This is a genomic window from Streptomyces sp. NPDC004539 (genome assembly GCF_040610055.1).
In the GTDB taxonomy this organism is placed as follows: Bacteria; Actinomycetota; Actinomycetes; order Streptomycetales; family Streptomycetaceae; genus Streptomyces.
Map to the genome: position 1 here is coordinate 147619 of NZ_JBEXLS010000018.1, position 18233 is coordinate 165851.

The 18233-nt window shown below is 72.1% G+C and carries 19 protein-coding genes; 10 read left to right on the forward strand and 9 right to left on the reverse strand.

The window, feature by feature from the left end; genetic code table 11:
• The first annotated feature begins 73 nt into the window (after positions 1–73).
• The 3 genes from ABZX85_RS32085 to ABZX85_RS32095 are packed head-to-tail and all read left to right on the forward strand — an operon-like array spanning position 74 to position 2735.
• Positions 74–1603 (forward strand): aldehyde dehydrogenase (NADP(+)), encoded by a 1530-nt coding sequence (locus ABZX85_RS32085; RefSeq protein WP_355876279.1) that lies wholly within the window; start codon positions 74–76, stop codon positions 1601–1603.
• 41 nt (positions 1604–1644) lie between these two features.
• Positions 1645–2253 carry a DUF1349 domain-containing protein gene (locus ABZX85_RS32090; RefSeq protein WP_355876282.1) on the forward strand — a complete coding sequence of 203 codons (609 nt, stop codon included), beginning with the start codon at positions 1645–1647 and terminating at the stop codon, positions 2251–2253.
• Positions 2250–2735, forward strand: a complete 486-nt coding sequence (locus ABZX85_RS32095; protein ID WP_355876285.1) for a GNAT family N-acetyltransferase — start codon at positions 2250–2252, stop codon at positions 2733–2735. The genes ABZX85_RS32090 and ABZX85_RS32095 overlap by 4 nt, the downstream gene beginning before the upstream one ends.
• Here ABZX85_RS32095 and ABZX85_RS32100 read toward each other — a convergent pair.
• The gene (locus ABZX85_RS32100; protein WP_355876288.1) at positions 2719–3246 is read right to left on the reverse strand and encodes a DUF1062 domain-containing protein; all 528 of its coding nucleotides are present in this window, start codon (positions 3244–3246) and stop codon (positions 2719–2721) included. The two genes, ABZX85_RS32095 and ABZX85_RS32100, sit on opposite strands and share 17 nt — an antisense overlap.
• 323 nt (positions 3247–3569) lie before the next feature.
• Here ABZX85_RS32100 and ABZX85_RS32105 point away from each other — a divergent pair, with 323 nt between their 5' ends.
• Positions 3570–4301 carry a DsbA family oxidoreductase gene (locus ABZX85_RS32105; RefSeq protein ID WP_355876291.1) on the forward strand — a complete coding sequence of 244 codons (732 nt, stop codon included), beginning with the start codon at positions 3570–3572 and terminating at the stop codon, positions 4299–4301.
• Positions 4302–4360: 59 nt separating this feature from the next.
• On the forward strand, positions 4361–5467 hold the full coding sequence (locus tag ABZX85_RS32110; protein WP_355876294.1) for an aminotransferase class V-fold PLP-dependent enzyme: 1107 nt from the start codon (positions 4361–4363) through the stop codon (positions 5465–5467).
• Between the two features lie 46 nt (positions 5468–5513).
• Here ABZX85_RS32110 and ABZX85_RS32115 read toward each other — a convergent pair whose 3' ends face one another.
• Positions 5514–6056, reverse strand: a complete 543-nt coding sequence (locus tag ABZX85_RS32115) for a DinB family protein (protein WP_355876297.1) — start codon at positions 6054–6056, stop codon at positions 5514–5516.
• A 227-nt stretch (positions 6057–6283) separates the two neighbouring features.
• Entirely contained in the window at positions 6284–7390 is a 1107-nt protein-coding gene (locus ABZX85_RS32120) for an aminotransferase class V-fold PLP-dependent enzyme (RefSeq protein WP_355876300.1), read from the reverse strand.
• Positions 7391–7578: 188 nt separating this feature from the next.
• Between ABZX85_RS32120 and ABZX85_RS32125 the strand changes: the two genes are divergently transcribed.
• From ABZX85_RS32125 to ABZX85_RS32145, 5 genes are all read left to right on the forward strand, one after another.
• Positions 7579–8454, forward strand: coding sequence for a transporter substrate-binding domain-containing protein (locus tag ABZX85_RS32125; protein ID WP_355876303.1), 876 nt, complete (start codon positions 7579–7581; stop codon positions 8452–8454).
• Entirely contained in the window at positions 8451–9254 is an 804-nt protein-coding gene (locus tag ABZX85_RS32130) for an amino acid ABC transporter permease (protein WP_355876306.1), read from the forward strand. The genes ABZX85_RS32125 and ABZX85_RS32130 overlap by 4 nt, the downstream gene beginning before the upstream one ends.
• A complete protein-coding gene (locus ABZX85_RS32135) occupies positions 9251–10066 on the forward strand; it encodes an amino acid ABC transporter ATP-binding protein (RefSeq protein WP_355876309.1) in 816 nt (271 codons plus the stop codon). The genes ABZX85_RS32130 and ABZX85_RS32135 overlap by 4 nt, the downstream gene beginning before the upstream one ends.
• A gap of 10 nt (positions 10067–10076) precedes the next feature.
• On the forward strand, positions 10077–11168 hold the full coding sequence (locus ABZX85_RS32140; RefSeq protein ID WP_355876312.1) for an amidohydrolase family protein: 1092 nt from the start codon (positions 10077–10079) through the stop codon (positions 11166–11168).
• A 147-nt stretch (positions 11169–11315) separates the two neighbouring features.
• Positions 11316–12227 carry an SCO1860 family LAETG-anchored protein gene (locus tag ABZX85_RS32145; RefSeq protein WP_355876315.1) on the forward strand — a complete coding sequence of 304 codons (912 nt, stop codon included), beginning with the start codon at positions 11316–11318 and terminating at the stop codon, positions 12225–12227.
• A 134-nt stretch (positions 12228–12361) separates the two neighbouring features.
• Here the strand turns inward: ABZX85_RS32145 and cobC are convergent, their stop codons facing one another.
• Genes cobC through cobM form a run of 6 tightly spaced genes read right to left on the reverse strand, consistent with a single transcriptional unit; the run spans position 12362 to position 18202 of the window.
• Positions 12362–13408, reverse strand: coding sequence for an Rv2231c family pyridoxal phosphate-dependent protein CobC (gene cobC, locus ABZX85_RS32150; protein ID WP_355876317.1), 1047 nt, complete (start codon positions 13406–13408; stop codon positions 12362–12364).
• On the reverse strand, positions 13398–14324 hold the full coding sequence (locus ABZX85_RS32155; protein ID WP_355876320.1) for a sirohydrochlorin chelatase: 927 nt from the start codon (positions 14322–14324) through the stop codon (positions 13398–13400). The genes cobC and ABZX85_RS32155 overlap by 11 nt, the downstream gene beginning before the upstream one ends.
• On the reverse strand, positions 14321–14461 hold the full coding sequence (locus ABZX85_RS32160) for a hypothetical protein (RefSeq protein WP_355876323.1): 141 nt from the start codon (positions 14459–14461) through the stop codon (positions 14321–14323). Before ABZX85_RS32160 ends, ABZX85_RS32155 begins: the two co-directional genes overlap by 4 nt.
• Positions 14458–16146 carry a precorrin-3B C(17)-methyltransferase gene (cobJ, locus tag ABZX85_RS32165; protein WP_355876326.1) on the reverse strand — a complete coding sequence of 563 codons (1689 nt, stop codon included), beginning with the start codon at positions 16144–16146 and terminating at the stop codon, positions 14458–14460. Before cobJ ends, ABZX85_RS32160 begins: the two co-directional genes overlap by 4 nt.
• Positions 16143–17384 carry a precorrin-6y C5,15-methyltransferase (decarboxylating) subunit CbiE gene (gene cbiE, locus ABZX85_RS32170; protein WP_355876329.1) on the reverse strand — a complete coding sequence of 414 codons (1242 nt, stop codon included), beginning with the start codon at positions 17382–17384 and terminating at the stop codon, positions 16143–16145. The genes cobJ and cbiE overlap by 4 nt, the downstream gene beginning before the upstream one ends.
• On the reverse strand, positions 17381–18202 hold the full coding sequence (cobM, locus tag ABZX85_RS32175; RefSeq protein WP_355876332.1) for a precorrin-4 C(11)-methyltransferase: 822 nt from the start codon (positions 18200–18202) through the stop codon (positions 17381–17383). The genes cbiE and cobM overlap by 4 nt, the downstream gene beginning before the upstream one ends.
• Between the last annotated feature and the right edge of the window lie 31 nt (positions 18203–18233).

The following is an 18233-nucleotide window of genomic DNA, read 5'->3' on the forward strand; positions in this document are numbered from 1 at the left end:
GACAGTGTTCAGTATATCGAACAGCGCTGGTGGTGACAGGACACCGCGGCACGACTTGTTGGAGGGACCCCCGGTGGCAGCAGCACCAGTCTGGAGCGTCGACCCCCGAACCGGGAAGCAGCGGGAGCAGGTCGCCGACGAGGCGACGGCCCAGGAGGTCGACGCCGCCGTCCGCGCCGCCCACGGCGCGCGCGCCTCCCTCGCCGACCGCACCGTCCGCGCGGCCTTCCTGCGCGGCGCCGCGGAGCAGCTCGAAGCGGCCAAGGAGGCCCTCGTCGAGACCGCCGACGCGGAGACCGCGCTCGGCCCGGTCCGCCTCAACGGCGAACTCGCCCGCACCTGCTACCAGCTGCGCGCCTTCGCGGCCATCGTCGACGAGGGCGCCTTCCTCGACGTGGTGATCAACCACCCCGACGACACCGCCACCCCGCCGATCCCGGACCTGCGCCGCTACAAGGTCCCGCTCGGCGTCGTCGCCGTCTACTCGGCCTCCAACTTCCCCTTCGCGTTCTCCGTCGCCGGCGGCGACACCGCGAGCGCCCTGGCCGCCGGCAACCCGGTCGTCGTCAAGGCCCACCCCGACCACCCGGCCCTCTCCGAGCTGGTCGCCAAGGTGATCCGCCGCGCCGCCGCCGAGCACGGCATCCCGGCGGGCGTCCTCGGCCTCGTCCACGGCTTCGAGGCCGGCATCGAGCTGATCAAGCACCCGCTGGTCTCCGCCGCGGGCTTCACCGGCTCCATCCGGGGCGGCCGGGCCCTCTTCGACGCCGCCGCCGCGCGCCCCACCCCGATCCCCTTCCACGGCGAGCTGGGCTCCCTGAACCCCGTCGTCGTCACCGAGGCCGCCGCCACCGAGCGCGCCGAGGCCATCGGCACGGGCCTCGCCGGGTCCATGACCCTCGGCGTCGGCCAGTTCTGCGTCAAGCCGGGCCTGGTCCTCGTGCCGTCCGGCGCGGCCGGTGACGGCCTGGTGAAATCGCTTACTGCCGCTGTCAGCGACACCGACGCGGGCGTCCTGCTCGACCACCGCATGCGGGACAACTTCATCGCCGGTGTCGCCGAGCGCGCCCAGCTCCCCGGCGTCGAGTCGCCCGTCACGCCCGGCGCGGGCGGCGAGCACACCGTCAGCCCCGGTTTCCTCACGGTCCCGGCCGCCTCCCTCGCCACCGAGGGGGAGCACGACCTGCTCCTGGAGGAGTGCTTCGGCCCGGTGACCGTCGTGGTCCGCTACGAGGACGACGACGAGGTCACGTCCGTCCTCTCCCGCCTCCCCGGCAACCTCACCGCCACCGTCCAGCTCTCCGAGGCCGAGGCCGCCGGCGAGGGCCGCGGTGCCGACCTCCTCGCCGAGGTCACGCCGCTCGCCGGGCGCGTCCTGGTGAACGGCTGGCCCACCGGGGTCGCCGTGGCCGCCGCCCAGCACCACGGGGGCCCGTACCCGGCCACGACGTCCACGTCGACGTCCGTCGGCGGTACGGCGATCGAGCGCTGGATGCGCCCGGTCGTCTACCAGACGACGCCCGCCGCGCTGCTGCCGGTGGAGCTGCGGGACGAGAACGAGCTGGGAATTCCCCGCCGGTTCAACGGAGTTCTGGAGCGGTAAAAACTGTGGGGGTGTTGTGCGGGCCCTGAGATGATCCGACCATGGATCTCTCAGTGCCCCAACTCCCCTTCCCCCTGCGGACTTACGGGCCTGACGGCCACTGGTCCCTCGACGACGGCGTACTCAGCGGATGGGCCGGGGCCCGGCAGGACCGGTTCGTCTCACCCACCGAGGAGTCGTTGGAGCCCGCCTCCGACGCCCCTCGGCTGCTGGGCGCCCCGGAGGGGGACTTCCAGCTGATCGCGCGGGTCACCGTCGGCTTCAAGTCGGCCTTCGACGCGGGGGTGTTGTACGTCCACGTCGGGGACCGCGCCTGGGCGAAACTCTGCCTCGAACTCTCCCCGACCGTCCCCACCGTCTGCACGGTCGTCACCCGTGGCCACTCCGACGACGCCAACTCCTTCACCGTGGACGGCAGTTCGGTGTGGCTCCGGATCAGCCGCACCGGCCGCGCCTTCGCCTTCCACGCCTCCCGCGACGGCGAACACTGGACGTTCGTCCGCCTGTTCACCCTCGGCGACACGGACGAGACCGGCGCCGCCCTCGTCGGCTTCATGGCCCAGTCCCCGATGGGCGAGCAGTGCGTGGTCACCTACGACCACATCGAGTACCGCCCGTACTGGCCCAAGGACCTGAGGGACGGCAGTTGATCCGCGAAGCGACGCTCTCCGATGCCGGGCCGATCGAGGCCCTCCACCGCCGGGCCCGCGCCACCTACTACCCCGACGGCCTCCCCGAGGACGGCACGGACTGGCTCGCGGCCTGGCGAACGGCCATCGCGAACCCGGCCGGCCGCGTCCTGTGCGCCCTCGACCCGGAGAACTCCGAACGCATCGTAGGCATCGCCTCCTCCCGCCCGCCCGGCGTCGCACAAACGGTTGTGAAACTCTTCCAGTTCCACATCGACCCCACCCACTGGCGCACCGGCCTCGGCACGGCTCTCCACGCCGAATGCGTACGGCACTGGCGGGCCGACGGGCGTGAGACCGCCGTCCTCGACGTCCACGTCGACAACCGGCGGGCCCAGGGTTTCTACGCCCGCCAGGGGTGGACCCCCGACCCGGAGAACCCGCCGGGGGAGGGGGACCACCACCTGTACCTGCGCTACTCGGTGCTCAGCGCTTCAGCGTGAAGGCGAAGTCGCCGGAGGTTCTGCCGCTCAGGCGGACCGCCGAGACGAGGCGCTCCTGCGCGAGCAGGCGCTCGACCTCGGCCCGCGAGAGACCGAATCCTTCGGCGATCAGCCGCACCGGCCGCACGGGGATCGGCGCCGCGAAACGGACCATGACGTCGACCGTGTCGCCGTCCGGCCGATCCGCCCCGCCGGTGTCGAGCCGCCAGGCGTCGGCCCAGTCGAGGGCGACGCGGTTGCGGTGCCGTACGGCCGGGCCCTGGAGCAACTCGGCTGCCAGGGAAGGGTCGTTGGCGTGCAGCCGGGCCAGCAGGGCGGGCGCCACCGAGCGGACGTTCACCCGCTCCAGCACGGACAGCTTCGCCGTCTCCCCGCACGACGTGCAGAGCACGAGGAGCCAGGCGTCGAGGAGCTTGTGGTTCGCGTTGACACGGAACTTGCCGTCCGCCCGGAAGCGTTCGGACGCGCACGTGTGGCAGCGACGGACGACGAGGGGGAGGCGGGTGGGCATGACAAACCAGGTATTGAGCCAGGTGGTGAGCAAGAAAGGACACCGGTTCCAGTGAGAAGACCGCAGCAGAAATCAGCGCGGCGCACAGACGCGACGCGCGACAGATCGGCAATCGGGGGGTCTCACACGGTGTACAACGGGGCGTCCTTTGCCTGGAAGACGTGGTCAGGAGCACGGTAGGGGGCGCGAGGGGCGCCGTTCCACCGAATTTCCGTGGCGGCGCGGCGCCCGCCCGGCCGGGAATGAACCGGGCTGGTTGAACGTTCACGCAAGGGACGGAGGGAGGCTCCGTCGTCGGACGAGACCGGAAAGAGCCGAAGAACATGCGCGTCGAGATCTGGAGCGACATCGCCTGCCCGTGGTGCTACGTGGGCAAGGCCCGCTTCGAGAAGGCGCTGGCGGCCTTCCCGCACAAGGGCGAGGTCGAGGTCGTGCACCGGTCGTTCGAGCTGGACCCGGGGCGCAGCAAGAGCGACATCGGCCCGGTCGTCCCCATGATCGCGAAGAAGTACGGGATCAGCGAGGCGCAGGCCCAGGCCGCCGAGGACAACGTCGGTGCGCAGGCGGAGGCCGAGGGCCTCGTCTACCGCACGCGTGGCCGCGACCACGGCAGCACCTTCGACATGCACCGCGTCCTGCACCTCGCCAAGGAGCAGGGCAGGCAGGGCGAGCTGTTCCAGATCTTCTACCGCGCGAACTTCGCGGAGGAGCGCTCCGTGTACACGGAGGGTGACGAGCGGCTCGTCGAGCTGGCGGTCGAGGCCGGTCTCGACGCCGACGCCGTCCGCAAGGTCCTCGCCGACCCGGACGCGTACGCCGACGCCGTCCGCGAGGACGAGCGCGAGGCCGCCGAGATCGGCGCCACCGGCGTCCCGTTCTTCGTCCTCGACCGGAAGTACGGCGTCTCGGGCGCCCAGCCCGCCGAGGTCTTCACGCAGGCCCTCACCCAGGCGTGGGGCGAGCGCTCCCCGCTGGCCCTGCTCGACCAGGGCGACGCCGAGGTGTGCGGCCCCGACGGCTGCGAGGTCCCGCAGCGCGGCGGAAACGGCAAGTAACCGCTCTCACCCGGTGCGTCTTTTAAGCGTTCCTTGGCGGTACGCCGTAGAAAGTCGCGATGGACTACGACATCCAGGGCCCCCACAGTGGACCCATGGAGACGTCGGAGACCTTCACGAACCTCGTCCGCAACCTCGTCCGCGCCGAGTTCGCTCCCCGCACCACCTACCTCAACACCGCCAGCAGCGGCCTCCTCCCCGCCCGTGCCGTCACCGCCGTCCAGGAAGCGGTGACGCTACGGGCCCAGGGCCTCCCGCTGGACCCGCTGTGGACGGACGTCGAGACGTGCCGCGCCTCCTACGCACGGCTCACCGGCGTCCCCGCCACCCGCGTCGCGGCCGGCGCCTCGGTCGCCGCCCACACCGGCCTGATCGCGGCCTCCCTGCCGTCCGGCGCCGAAGTCCTCACCGCCGACGACGACTTCACGTCCGTACTGAACCCGTTCCACGTCCGGGGCGACCTCAAGGTCCGCACGGTCCCCCTGGACCGCCTCGCCGAGTCGATCCGCCCCGGCACCGCGCTCGTCGCGGTCAGTGCCGCCCAGTCCGCCGACGGCCGCGTCGCCGACCTGCCCGCGCTGCGGGAGGCCGCCCGGACCCACGGCACCCGCACCTACGTCGACTTCTCCCAGGCGGCCGGCTGGCTGCCGTTCCGCGCGGACGACTACGACTTCACCGCGTCCGTCACCTTCAAGTGGCTTCTGGGACCGCACGGTTCGGCCTTCCTGACCGTCCCCGAGGACTTCGGCGACGTCGTCCCGCTGCTCGCGGGCTGGATCGCGGCCGAACACCCCTGGGACAGCTGCTACGGCCCGGTCGTCGAACTCGCCCGCTCCGCCCGCCGGTTCGACACCACCCCGGCGCTCTTCAGCTACGCGGGACTGCGGGCCTCGCTCCAACTCGTCGAGGAGATCGGGGTGTCCACGATCCACGCCCACGACCTGGCGCTGGCCGACCGGTTCCGTACGGGGGTCGGAGCGCTCGACCACCACGCCCTGCCCGCCGACGGTTCGGCGATCGTCTCCGTGCCCGGACTGGGCGTGCGGCAGCCGGAGTTGGCGGCGGCCGGCATCCAGGTCTCCGACCGTTCCGGCAACTTGCGGGCGTCCTTCCACCTCCACAACACGGAGGAGGACGTGGACCGGCTGCTGGAGGCGCTGCGCTGAGCGGACGGCGGCCCGGGTTCCGGCACTCCGGGACTCCGGGACCGGCTCAGGTCCCGGTCGTCCCGTCGATCGCCTCCCGCAGGATGTCCGCGTGGCCGTTGTGCCGGGCGTACTCCTCGATCATGTGCAGGAGAATCCAGCGCAGGTTGAGGGGCGTTCCGGTGAACGGCCCGTCGGAGATGTGGCCGAGGTCGCCGAGGGAGCGGCCCGCGACGAGTTCCCGACTGCGGGCGATCTCCCGGCGCCACACGGTGAGTGCCTCGTCGAGGCCCCGGTCGGGGGAGAGGCTGTATCCGGTCAGCTCCTCGTAGACGTACGGAACGTCCAGGCCCGCGAACGCCCTCTGGAACCAGTTCCGTTCGACCTCGGCCATGTGCTGGACGAGCCCGAGGAGCGTCAGCTCGGACGGCTTCGCCGCGGGCCGCCTGACCTGCTCGTCGTCCAGCCCGGCGCACTTCAGCTCCAGGGTCGCCCGGTGGAAGTCGAGCCAGCTCTCCAGGGCGGCCGGCTCGTCGGCGGTCCACGGGGGGACGGGGCGGCCGTCGGGGAGGGCCAGCGGGGGGTTCGGGGCTGAGGAGTCGGTCGTCATACGGGGAGCATGGCGCAGGTGGGGGGAGTGCGCGGGGGATTTGATTCGGCCACGCCGCGAAGAGACGGGTGCGGCCGAAACCGTCGTACGGGGTCGTACCCGTAGGGTCGTACGGGGGCGTACCCGTAGTACTTCTGCCGCTGCCTTCTGCCGCTGCTCAGGGATACCCGTAGTACCTCCGCCGGACGTGCCCCGGCAGGCCCCCTGCTCCACCCCTGCCCCGGCCCCTACCCCCAGGCCCCCTCCACAGCGCCCCGTACCGCCTCCTCGGACCCCACCGGGACCCCCCGCTCCACCAGCACCTCGGCCAGTACCGACAGGCACCGCAGCACCGTCTCCGCCGACGCGTACGGCCCGTAGTGGTTGACCCGGATCATCTCGGCGGCCAGGGCGCCCCCGCCGGCGGCGAGGGGGAGGGCCGGGTCGATCTCCAGGGCCCGCGCGACCAGCTCCGAGGCGGGAGCCGTGGGCGGGGTGCGCAGGGTGGTGGCGACGGGGGCCGCCTCGACGGCGTCGTACACGTACGGCTCCAGGCCGCCGGCCAGGGCGGAGACGCCCGCGCGGGTCGCGGCGGCGGCGCGGGCGTGGCGGGACATCACGGTGTCCAGGCCCTCCGCGTCGATGCGGTCGAGGCACGCCTCCAGGGCGAGCATCTCCAGCTGGGCGGGGGCGTGCGGGAGGGCCTTGCGGCCGGGGGTGAGCCAGCGGTCCCGCCAGTCCAGCAGGGAGAGGTACGAGTGGCGCGGCGCCCGGGGGTTCGCGGCCATCCGCGCCCACGCCCGCTCGCTCACCGACACCGCCGACACCCCGGCGGGCCCGCCCATCGCCTTCTGCGCGCCGATCACGCACAGATCGACACCCCACGCCTCAGGTACTACGGGTTCGGCCCCGATGGAGGCGACGGCGTCCAGGTAGAACAGCGCGCCGTACTCCCGTACGACCTCTCCGATCTCCCCTACGGGATTCGTGTTCCCGGTCGCCGCCTCCGCGTGCACCAGCGACACGAAGTCGATCTCGGGGTGCTCGGCGAAAGCCTCCCCGACCTGCGCCGCCGTGACCGCCGTGTGGAACGGCACCGCGAGGTCGAGCACCGTCGCCCCACAGTCCCGCAGCCAGTTCCCGAAGGTCTGCCCGTAGGGGCCGGTGATCAGGTTCAGCGCGGTCGTCCCCGGCCCGGCGGTCCCCCGGATCGCCCCCTCCAGCGGCAGCAGCGCCTCGCCCTGCATGATCACGACATCCTGCGAGGTGCCCAGCAGCTTCGCCACCCGGTCCTCGATCGCGGCGAAGTGCGCGGCGCTCAGCGGAGGGAGGTCGAGGAGGGGATGGGTGGTCACGGCGCTGCTCTTTTCGCTGCTCACGAACGGTCGACGGTCACGAGGGTAAACCCGCCGCCGTTCATCCGTACGGCCCCCACCGCCCCCGGCCCGATTTGAGAGACGGCCCGGCCTCCCTGATCGTCGACACAGGACGACGAATGTCAGGCATCAGGGAAAAGTCAGGGCAAACCCCTACGGAGGTCCACGTGCACCAGCTCCCCGGCCACCGTAGAGACGCCTACGGCTTCCCCCGCCCGGCCCTCACCCGCCCGGCCCTCACCCTCGCCGCCGCCCTCCTCCTCGCGGCCACCGCGGGCTGCACGTCGAGCGACGACGGCGGCTCCAAGACGGCCGCGGGCGGCGTGAAACTGGCCAAGGCCGGACAGCTCACCACCTGCACCCACCTGCCCTACCCCCCGTTCCAGTCGGAGATCGACGGCAAGGTGCAGGGCTTCGACGTCTCCCTGATCGACCTCGTCGCCAAAGAGCTCGGCGTCAAGCAGACGATCCTCGACACCCCCTTCGAGAACTTCAAGACCGGCGCCTTCCTCAACTCCGGGGAGTGCGACGTCGCCGCCGCCGGCATGACCATCACCGCCGAGCGCAAGAAGAACGTCGACTTCTCCGACCCCTACTTCGACGCCACCCAGGCCGTCCTGGTCGACAGGAACAGCGGCCTCACCTCGCTCGCCGACGTCAAGGCCAAGGGCGCCAAGCTCGGCGCGCAGGCCCAGACGACCGGTGAGGACTACGCGAAGAAACAGGGCTTCGACCCGGTCTCCTTCGAGTCCTCCGACGCCGTCCTCAACGGCCTGCGCACCGGCCAGGTCAAGGCCGTCATCATCGACTATCCCGTCGTCCAGGGCTGGTTGAAGACCAAGGCCAACGCGGACGCCTTCAAGGTCGTCGACAACCTCAACACCGGCGAGCAGTACGGCTTCACGGTCAAGAAGGGCAACACGAAACTCCTCGCCGCCATCAACAAGGCGCTGGCACAGGCCCGTTCGGACGGCACGTACAAGACGCTGTACGAGAAGTGGATCGGCCCGTACGACGCGGCGGCGTCCCCGGCCGCGTCATGACGGAACTCGCGGCGCCGAAAGCGAAGTTGACGCGGCGCCAGAAGCAAAGGGCGTCCCGCGCCGTCCAGTACACCGTGTTCGTCGCCGTCGCCCTCGCCTTCGCGTTCGGCGCCGACTGGGGCCGGCTGCGCAACCAGTTCGCGCAGGGCGACATCGCCCGCCAGATGTTCCCGGACGTCATCACGCTGGCCCTGAAGAACACCGTCCTGTACACGCTCTCGGGGTTCGCGCTCGGCCTCGTCCTCGGCCTGGTCGTCGCGCTGATGCGGCTGTCGTCCGTCGGCCCCTACCGCTGGGTCGCCGGCGTCTACATCGAGATCTTCCGGGGCCTGCCCGCCCTGCTCATCTTCGTCTTCATCGGCGTCGCCGTCCCGCTCGCCTTCCCCGGCACCGAGATCGTCGGCGGCACCTACGGCAAGGCCGCCCTCGCCCTCGGCCTCGTCGGTGCCGCGTACATGGCGGAGACGTTCCGCGCCGGCATCCAGGCGGTCCCCAAGGGCCAGACGGAGGCGGCCCGTTCACTCGGGTTCAGTCCTGCCCGCGCGATGTTCTCCGTCGTCGTCCCGCAGGCCGTCCGCATCATCCTGCCGCCCCTCACCAACGAGCTGATCATCCTCTTCAAGGACTCCTCCCTGGTCCTCCTCCTCGGCGTCACCCTGGAGGAACGCGAACTCTCCAAGTACGGACGGGACCTGGCGAGTACGACGGCCAACTCGACGCCGATCCTCGTCGCCGGGCTCTGCTACCTGCTGGTGACCGTGCCGCTCGGGTTCGTGGTCCGGCGGATGGAGGCGAAGTGAGTCCGGCGGACGGCGGCCGAGCGGCTTCCCGGGACGCGCCCGAGATCCAAGTCACCGGCCTGCACAAGGCGTTCGGCGACAACGAGGTGCTGCGCGGCATCGACCTGGAGGTCGCCCGGGGCGAGGTCGTCTGCGTCATCGGCCCCTCCGGCTCCGGCAAGTCGACCCTCCTGCGCTGCGTCAACCTGCTGGAACAGCCGACGAGCGGAAAAGTCGTCGTCCGCGGCGTCGAACTCACCGACCCCGACACCGACATCGACGCGGCCCGCCGCGACATCGGCATGGTCTTCCAGCAGTTCAACCTCTTCCCGCACCTCACCGTCACCGAGAACCTCACACTGCCCCAACGCCGGGTCCTGAAGCGGGACAAGAGGGCCGCCGAGCGTATCGCCCACGAGAACCTCATCCGCGTCGGCCTCCAGGACAAGGCCCACGCCCGCCCCGCCTCCCTCTCCGGCGGCCAGCAGCAACGCGTCGCCATCGCACGGGCGTTGGCGATGGGCCCCGAGGTCATGCTCTTCGACGAACCCACTTCCGCCCTCGACCCCGAACTCGTCGGCGACGTCCTCGCGGTGATGCGCATGCTCGCCGACGACGGCATGACGATGATGGTCGTCACCCACGAGATGACGTTCGCGAGCGAGGTCGCGGACCGGGTGGTGTTCATGGACGGCGGGGTGGTGGTGGAGGAGGGCCCACCGGACCAGGTCATCGCGAACCCGGCCCACGAACGCACCCGGCACTTCCTGTCCCGCCTGCTGGACCCGGCCCGGGCGGACGTCGAGGAGGACACCGAAAACCCCGCTGGCTAGGGTGCCTCCCATGAACGATCACGCGGTGCTGCACGTGAAGGGCCGAATCCTCGTCGGACCGGAGGACATCCGCGACGACCTCTGGATCATCGACGGCCGGGTCTCCTACGACCGGCCCGCCACCGCCCGCGACATCCGAACCGTCGAAGGATGGGCCCTCCCCGGCCTGGTGGACGCCCACTGCCACGTCGGCCTCGGCCCCCACGGCCCCGTCGACAAGGACGTCGCCGAGAAGCAGGCACTTACCGACCGCGACGCCGGCACCCTCCTGCTCCGCGACGCCGGCTCCCCCTCGGACACCCGCTGGACCGACGCCCGCGACGACCTCCCGAAGATCATCCGGGCCGGCCGCCACATCGCCCGCACCCGCCGCTACATCCGCGGCTACGCCCACGAGATCGAACCCGAGGACCTCACCGCGTACGTCGCCCAGGAGGCCGAACGAGGCGACGGCTGGGTCAAGTTGGTCGGCGACTGGATCGACCGCGAGGCCGGCGACCTCACCCCCACCTGGCCGCGCGACGCGCTGGAGTCCGCCATCGCCGAAGCCCACCGCCTCGGCGCCCGAGTCACCGCCCACTGCTTCTCCGAGGACTCCCTCAGGGACCTCGTAGAAGCCGGCATCGACTGCATCGAACACGCCACCGGCCTCACCGACGACACCATCCCCCTCTTCGCGGACCGCGGCGTCGCGATCGTCCCCACCCTCGTCAACATCGGCACCTTCCCCACTCTGGCGGCGGGCGGCGAGACGAAGTACCCCCGCTGGGCCGCCCACATGCGCCGCCTCCACGAACGCCGCTACGACACCGTCCGCAACGCGTACGACGCCGGCGTCCCCGTCTACGTCGGCACCGACGCCGGCGGCACCCTCCCGCACGGCCTCGTCGCCGACGAGGTCACCGAACTCGTCACCGCCGGCCTCCCGCCCGTCGAGGCCCTCGCGGCGACGACCTGGAAGGCCCGCGAGTGGCTCGGCCGCCCCGGCCTCACCGAGGGCGCCCCCGCCGACCTCGTCGTCTACGCGCAGGACCCGCGAACAGACGTCCGGGTACTGGCCGATCCGTCACACGTCGTGCTGAACGGCCGGGCCGTGAGGTGACGTTGTGTCGAACACGTGAGTGACGTACCCACGATCGTGTGAACTCGCCCCGGAAAGCTGATCGTTCGCCCGTACTACGTAATTCTTTCGGGGTCCCGAGCAATCACTACTGGGGGTCCCACCACAGTGACAGCCACCAACTTCCGTATGCCCGCACGCCGTTTCGCCGCCCTGGCGACGGCCACGGTCCTGACCGCCGGTCCCGCGGTCCTGGCCGGCACGGGCACCGCGCACGCGACCGGCGACCAGGGCCGCGCCGGCGCCGTCGTCCTCCGCACCGGGCTCGACGTCTCCCTCCTCAACAAGACGGTCCAAGTCCCCCTGGCCGTCTCACTGAACGAGGTCGAGGCGCCGGCGTCCGCCGAGAAGACGGCACTCACCGCGACGCTGGACGGCGTCGACAAGGGGCAGCCGTTCAGCGTCCTGCGGGCGGACGTCGCCTCCGCCAAGGCGGACGTCTCCGACGGGAAGGCCGAGGCGTCCGCTCGGCTCGCCCACGCCAGACTCCACGTTCCCGGGCTGCCGTTGCTGTCCGTCATCGAGGTCGAGGCCGTCACGTCCAAGGCGGTCTGCGAGGCCGGCAAGGCGCCTGTCGCCGACGCGAACCTGCTGGGGGCCGTGACGGTTCTCGGCAAGAAGGTGACGGTGTCCGCCGGAGGTGTCACCGAGGTCAAGGTGCCCGGGGTGGGGGAGGTGCGGCTCGATCTCTCCAAGCGGGAGAGTACGTCGCGGACCGCTGCGGCGACCGCGCTCGAACTCACCGTCAGCGTCAATCCGTTGAACCTGAATGTGGCGGAGGTGACGGGGACGGTGACGTTGGTGAAGTCGACGTGCGAGACACCGGACGCGCCCGCTTCGCAGGAGGCCCCGCCGAAGGAGACGGAGCCGCAAGGGGAGGCCGAGCAGAGTGCGGTCGAGCCTCAGGGGGCTCCTGTCGAGGCGAACCTCGCGGAGACCGGGGGGAGTTCGAATACGCCGTATATCGCGGGTGGGGCTGCCGCGTTGCTTGCGGTGGGTGGGGGAGCGGTGTTCTTGGCTCGGCGGGGGCGGAAGAGTTAGCGCCTAAGGGGGAGGGGGCGGGGAAGTGTGGCGAGTGCGGCGCCGTTGTGGCTGGTCGCGCCCACGCGGCGGTAGCCGCAAATCGATACAGCCCCGCGCCCCTGAACAACTCGGCGTTGCCCACCCGGCGATTATCAGGGCGCCCCCCTCACCTTTTCCAACACCCCCAAGAAGCCGTCCACCGTTTCCCTGTCCCGCACCGCCAGCCTCAACCACCCCTCGTCCAGGCCCGGAAACGTGTCCCCCCTCCGCACCGCGTACCCCGCCTCCCGCAGCCGGCGCCGTACGGCATTCGCCCCCGCCAGCCGGACGAGCACGAACGGCCCCTCCGCCGGACCCGCGACATGAACCCCCAACTCCCGCAGCCCGGCCACGAGATGAGCCCGATCCGCAGCGGCCCGGCGTGCTCCCTCCTCCGCCTCCTCCAGCGCCCGAGCGGACACACACGCCTCCGCAGCCGCCAACGCGGGCGTGGAGACCGGCCACAAGGGCTGGGCCCGCTCCAACTCCCTTACGACATCCGGCTCGGCCAGCACATAGCCGATCCGCAGCCCAGCCAGCCCCCACGTCTTCGTCAGGCTCCGCAGCACCACCAACCCGGGCACATCCGTCCGCCCCGCCAACGCCTCCCGCTCACCCGGCACCGCGTCCATGAACGCCTCGTCGACCACCAACACCCGGCCAGGACGGGCGAGTTCGGTGATGGACGCGGCCGGATGCAGGACCGACGTCGGATTCGTCGGATTGCCGATGACCACCAGGTCGGCGTCGGAGGGGACCAGCGAGGGGTCAAGCCGGAACCCGTCGGCCTCCCGCAGCAGTACCCGCCCCACGGAGTGCCCCGCGTCCCGCAGGGCGGCCTCCGGTTCGGTGAACTGGGGGTGGACGACGACAGGCTGACGGACCTTCAGCGCGCGTGCCAGCAGGACGAACGCCTCGGCGGCCCCGGCCGTCAGCAGGACCCGTTCCACCGGCAGCCCGTGCCGCGCGGCGACCGCCGCCCGCGCGGCCCGGCCGTCGGGATAGGCGGCCAGACCGGTCAGGGAGTCGGCGACGAGGGCCCGCAGCCACGAAGGCGGCGTGTCCGCACGGACGTTGACCGCGAGGTCGACGAGGTCCGCGCCGTCGTCGCGGACCTCGGCGTCGCCGTGATGGCGCAGATCGTGGCCGTCAGTGGGCATGGGAGTGCGAGTGGCCGTGGTGATGGTGGTGGTGATGGCCGTCGTCGTCCGGGTGGAAGTGCGGCTGCTGCGGCGCCCCCACCTTGTCCTCGAACCCGGGCAGCGCGATCCGGTACACGCACGAGTCGCAGTTCATCCGGAGATCGCCCTTGACGGCCTCCTCGTACCGCTCCATCACCAGATCGAGCAACTCCGGCTCGGGGCCGATGACATCGGCCGAGAACACCTCGGCCTCGGGATGCGCCGCGGCCCACCCCTCGGTCTGCTGACGCACCCGGTCCGGGAGGATGCCGGTGAACAGGAAGTAGGGGAGGACGACGATCCGCCGCGCGCCCAGCTTCACACACCGGTCGAGCCCACTCGGCACATCGGGCGCCGCGAGCGACACGAACGCCGTCTCGACACCGGCGTACCCGCGCCCCTCCCACAGCAGGCGGGCCGCCTTGTACACCTCGGCGTTGGCGTCCGGGTCGGTCGAACCGCGCCCGACGAGCAGCACCATCACATCGGCACGGTCCTCGGGGGTGCGCGCGGAGGAACCGCCGAGCGCCTCCTCGACCCGCCGCTCCAGGACCGACAGCAGCGCCGGGTGCGGGCCCAGCGGACGGCCGTAGGTGTACGAGATACCGGGGTGGCGCTCCTTCTCGCGGGCCAGCGCGGCCGGGATGTCGCCCTTGGCGTGCCCGGCGGACACCAGCATCAGCGGAACGGCGGCGAACCGGCGTACCCCCTGCTCCACCAGTTCGGCCACGGCGTCGCCGAGCGGCGGCGGGGACAGCTCGATGAAGCCGCCCGCCACGGGAAGCCGGGGGTCGCGGCGCCCCAACTCCCGTACGAAGTCGCGGAACGCCTCGGCTCCGGCGTCGTCCCGGGTGCCGTGGCCGGCGATGAGCAGGGCGGGCGGCGGGGTGGTCACTTTTTCTCCTCGTGAACGGAACTCGGTTGGTACAGCGGAGCGTTGAGCGCGGCGGACGGCCCGCTCGCGTGCGGCGCGGGCTTCGGCTGGATCGAGCGGACGATCCGGTTCGCCGCGCCCTCTGCGGTCTGGTTCACCGTGCCTCCTCCTGCCAGCGGTAACCGCGAGGCGTCACCATGCGCCCCGCGACGATCCTGGTGGCCGTGTTGCCCACGGTCACGACAGTCATCATGTCGACCGTCGCCGGGGCGAGTTCACCCAGGGTGGTCACCCGGCTCGACTCGTCGGCCCGCGAGGCGTTGCGCACGACACCCACGGGGGTCGACGCGGCCCGGTGCTCGGACAGCAGCGCGAGCGCCTTCGGCAACTGCCAGTCCCGGCCGCGCGAACGGGGGTTGTAGAACGTGACGACCAAGTCGGCCTCGGCCGCGGCCTGTACCCGCCGCTCGATGACCTCCCACGGCGTGTGCAGGTCGGAGAGGCTGATCGACACGTGGTCGTGCCCGAGGGGCGCCCCGAGGATCGCCCCGGCCGCGAGCGCGGCGGTCACACCGGGCACGCCGACGACGTCGATGTCGTCCGAGGCTTCGGCCAGCGCGGGCGACGCCATCGCGTACACGCCCGCGTCCCCGCTGCCGATCAGCGCGACGGCCCGCCCGAGGCGTGCCTCGGCCACGGCGGTCCGCGCCCGCTCCTCCTCCGCCCCGAGCCCCGACTCCAGGACGGCCGTCCCCGGCCGCAGCAGGTCCCGGATCTGGTCGACGTACTGATCGAGCCCGACGACGACGGACGCCCGCCGCAGCTCCGCCCGGGCGCGCGGCGTGAGCAGATCCCGGGCACCGGGACCGAGCCCGACGACAGCCAGCCGCCCACGAGACGGCCGCCGTACGACAGCACAGGTCGCCATCGCCGGGGAGCCCCCCGACTTCCGCTTGGGCACGAGGAGTTCACCCCCGCCGGCCAGCGCGGCGGCCTCGGCGACCGACGGCGTGCCCACGGCGGCGAGCGGCGCCCGCGACGGGTTCGGCACCTCGATACCGGCCAACTCCTCGGCGGAGTACGTGATCACGGGCACCCCGAGCCGCGCGGCGGCCTCCAGGATGCCGGGCTCCTCCGCCTTGGCGTCGACCGTCGCGAGCCGGGCCACGCTGCGGGCCGACAGCCCCGCGTCCCGCAACGCGTCCTCGATCACCGACAGGACCTCGTCGACCGGCGCGCCCTTCGAGGCGCCGACACCGATGACGAGGGACGGAGGACGCAACAGGACCTCACCGGAAGCCGGTTCGACGACCCGGTCGGTCAACCGGACCCGGTACGAAGCCCCTTGGGCGGAGGCGAACGGCACCGCGGGCAACGGCCACGCCACCTCGGCCTCCAGCGCGACCGGCTCCCCGTCCAGCAGAGCCCGCGTCACCGCCGCCACATCCCCCTCGACCGGCACCCCGAGCGTGTCGAGACCGGCCATCCCGACGGCGTCCGTGGCCGTCGTCACCACAGGCCGAGCCCCCAGCAACTCACCGACCTCCACGGCGAGTTCGTTGGCCCCACCGCCGTGCCCCCCGAGCAGCGACACGGCGAACCGCCCGCCCTCGTCGACACACACCACCCCGGGATCGGCCCCCTTGTCCGCCAGCAGCGGCGCCAGAATCCGCACGGTCGCCCCGGTCGCGAGGAAACACACGAGCTGCTCGCACTCCGCGAACGCGGCCCGCAACGCCTCTCCCACAGACCCGTCGTACACCCGCGTACGCTCCGGCCAGGCCGCGGCCAGCCGGTCCCGCGCCGCCGCCCCCGCCGACGTGGCGGAAATGAGGCCGATCACTGAGCAACTCCTTCGTCAGAAAGGGACGTTCGCACGCCCCACAGCAGAAACACGGGATTGGTGGCCGCGAGCCGCGTCACATCCCCGGGCAGCGGCGCGAGCCGCGACGACTGCAACAGCACCCCGTCACAGGAGAATCCGGCGCGGGTGAGCGCCGCCCGCACCCCCGGCACCCGGTCGACGGCCGCCATCGCGACGACGACCGCACGCCGGGCCCGCCGCGCGCACTCCGCGACGATGTCCGCCAGCTCACCGCCCCCGCCCCCCACGAACACGGCGTCAGGATCGTCCAGTTGAGCCAGCGCCGCCGGAGCGGTCCCGTGCACCACCCGGACGTCGACCCCGTGCGCGGCGGCGTTCGCCCGCACCCGCTCCACCCCGTCCGCCGCCTTCTCGACGGCCGACACGGCAGCCCCGAACCGCGCGCACTCCACGGCCACGGACCCCGACCCGGACCCCACGTCCCACACCGACTCCCCGACCCGGGGCCCGAGCCGGGCCAGCGCGAGCGCCCGCACCTCGAACTTCGTGATCATCGAGTCCCGGTGCGCGAAGGCGTCCTCCTCCAGAGCCCAGCGCTCGGGAAACCCGAACCCCCCGGCGACGGTCCGCATCCCCGCCCCCACCCCGGCCCGCCGGGCATCGACACATACCACGACACTCACCGCCGTACCCCAGTCCCGCGCAGCCGCCTCCTCGGGCGTCACCCGCTCGACCCGCTCCAGCAACGGATCACCCAACGCGGTCCCGACGATCAACTCCCGCTCGTACCCGACCAGTCCGGCCCCCAGCTCACCCGCCCCGCCCCCCGGCCCGGTCAACACCGCCACCTTGGGAAACGCCCGGCACACGTTCACCGCGACCCGGGCCGCCCGCCCGTGCGCACTCACCACGACCGCGTCGTCCCAGGCGACTCCCAGCCGGGCGAAGGCCGTCGCCACCGACGACACCCCCGGCCGCACCTCCAGCGCCCCCGGCCCGAACCGCTCCGCGAGCGCCCGCACCACCCCGAAGAACCCCGGATCACCCGAGGCGAGCACGACGACGCGCCGCCCCTCGCCCACGTACCTCTCGACGACGTCGAACGCGGGCGCGAGCGGCCCGAGCACGACACTCTCAGCCCCCTCCGGAAGCGTCACCGACGACAGATGCCGCCGCCCCCCGACGACCAACTCGGCGCCGTCCAGCACCTCCTGGGGAACCGGCGCCCCCGTCCCCGTACCGACGACGGTGATCACGTACTCGCCCCCCGCTCCCGCCTCAGCGCCCGCCGCGCCTCCGGGTCCGCCTTGCGGAAGCCGTGGAAGTGACCGGGGTGGTAGAGGTGCGAGCGGGTGCCGCGCGCGCCGAGCGCCGGGCCGATCAGGAACAGCGTGTGCTTCCACAGCTTGTGCTCCTTGACGGTCTCCTCCAGCGTCTCGACCGTGCACCGCACGACCAACTCCTCGGGCCACGTGGCCTGGTAGGCGATCACCACCGGCGTCGTCGTCGGATACCCGCCCTCCAGCAGCTCCCGCACGAGCTGCCCGCTGCGCGCCGCCGACAGGAACACCGCCATCGTCGTACCGTGCCGCGCGAACTCCCGCACCTCCTCGCCGGGCGGCATCGGCGTCTTCCCGCCGCCGAGCCGGGTCAGGACGACGGACTGCGCGACCTCCGGGATCGTCAGCTCCCGCCCTGCGATCGCCGCGACCGCCGAGAACGACGACACCCCGGGCACGATCTCCGTGTCGATGCCGAGCTCCTCGCACCGGTCGAACTGCTCCTGCGTCCCGCCCCACAGCGCCGGGTCACCGGAGTGGATACGGGCCACCTTCAGCCCGTCCCGCAGCGCCCGCTCGTACACGGCGACGACGTCCTCCAGCGACATCGTCGCCGAATCGAGGATCTCCGCCCCCTCGCGCGCATGTTCCAGCACTTCCGCCTGGACCAGGCTCGCCGCCCAGATCACCACGTCCGCGTCGGCGATCGCCCGAGCGGCCCGGAACGTCAGCAGATCCGCGGCGCCGGGGCCGGCACCGACGAACGTCACCTTGCCGGTGGAGGCATCGGCCATGGGGGAGAGTCCTTTCAGAAAGGGGTTTCAG

Coding starts and splice junctions, on each gene's coding strand:
- ABZX85_RS32115 (WP_355876297.1), bottom strand. CDS start 6,056: ATGACGACCGACTCCTCAGCCCCGAACCCCCCGCTGGCCCTCCCCGAC.
- ABZX85_RS32145 (WP_355876315.1), top strand. CDS start 11,316: ATGCCCGCACGCCGTTTCGCCGCCCTGGCGACGGCCACGGTCCTGACC.
- ABZX85_RS32100 (WP_355876288.1), bottom strand. CDS start 3,246: ATGCCCACCCGCCTCCCCCTCGTCGTCCGTCGCTGCCACACGTGCGCG.
- ABZX85_RS32140 (WP_355876312.1), top strand. CDS start 10,077: ATGAACGATCACGCGGTGCTGCACGTGAAGGGCCGAATCCTCGTCGGA.
- cobM (WP_355876332.1), bottom strand. CDS start 18,202: ATGGCCGATGCCTCCACCGGCAAGGTGACGTTCGTCGGTGCCGGCCCC.
- ABZX85_RS32090 (WP_355876282.1), top strand. CDS start 1,645: ATGGATCTCTCAGTGCCCCAACTCCCCTTCCCCCTGCGGACTTACGGG.
- ABZX85_RS32105 (WP_355876291.1), top strand. CDS start 3,570: ATGCGCGTCGAGATCTGGAGCGACATCGCCTGCCCGTGGTGCTACGTG.
- ABZX85_RS32130 (WP_355876306.1), top strand. CDS start 8,451: ATGACGGAACTCGCGGCGCCGAAAGCGAAGTTGACGCGGCGCCAGAAG.
- ABZX85_RS32110 (WP_355876294.1), top strand. CDS start 4,361: ATGGACTACGACATCCAGGGCCCCCACAGTGGACCCATGGAGACGTCG.
- cobC (WP_355876317.1), bottom strand. CDS start 13,408: ATGCCCACTGACGGCCACGATCTGCGCCATCACGGCGACGCCGAGGTC.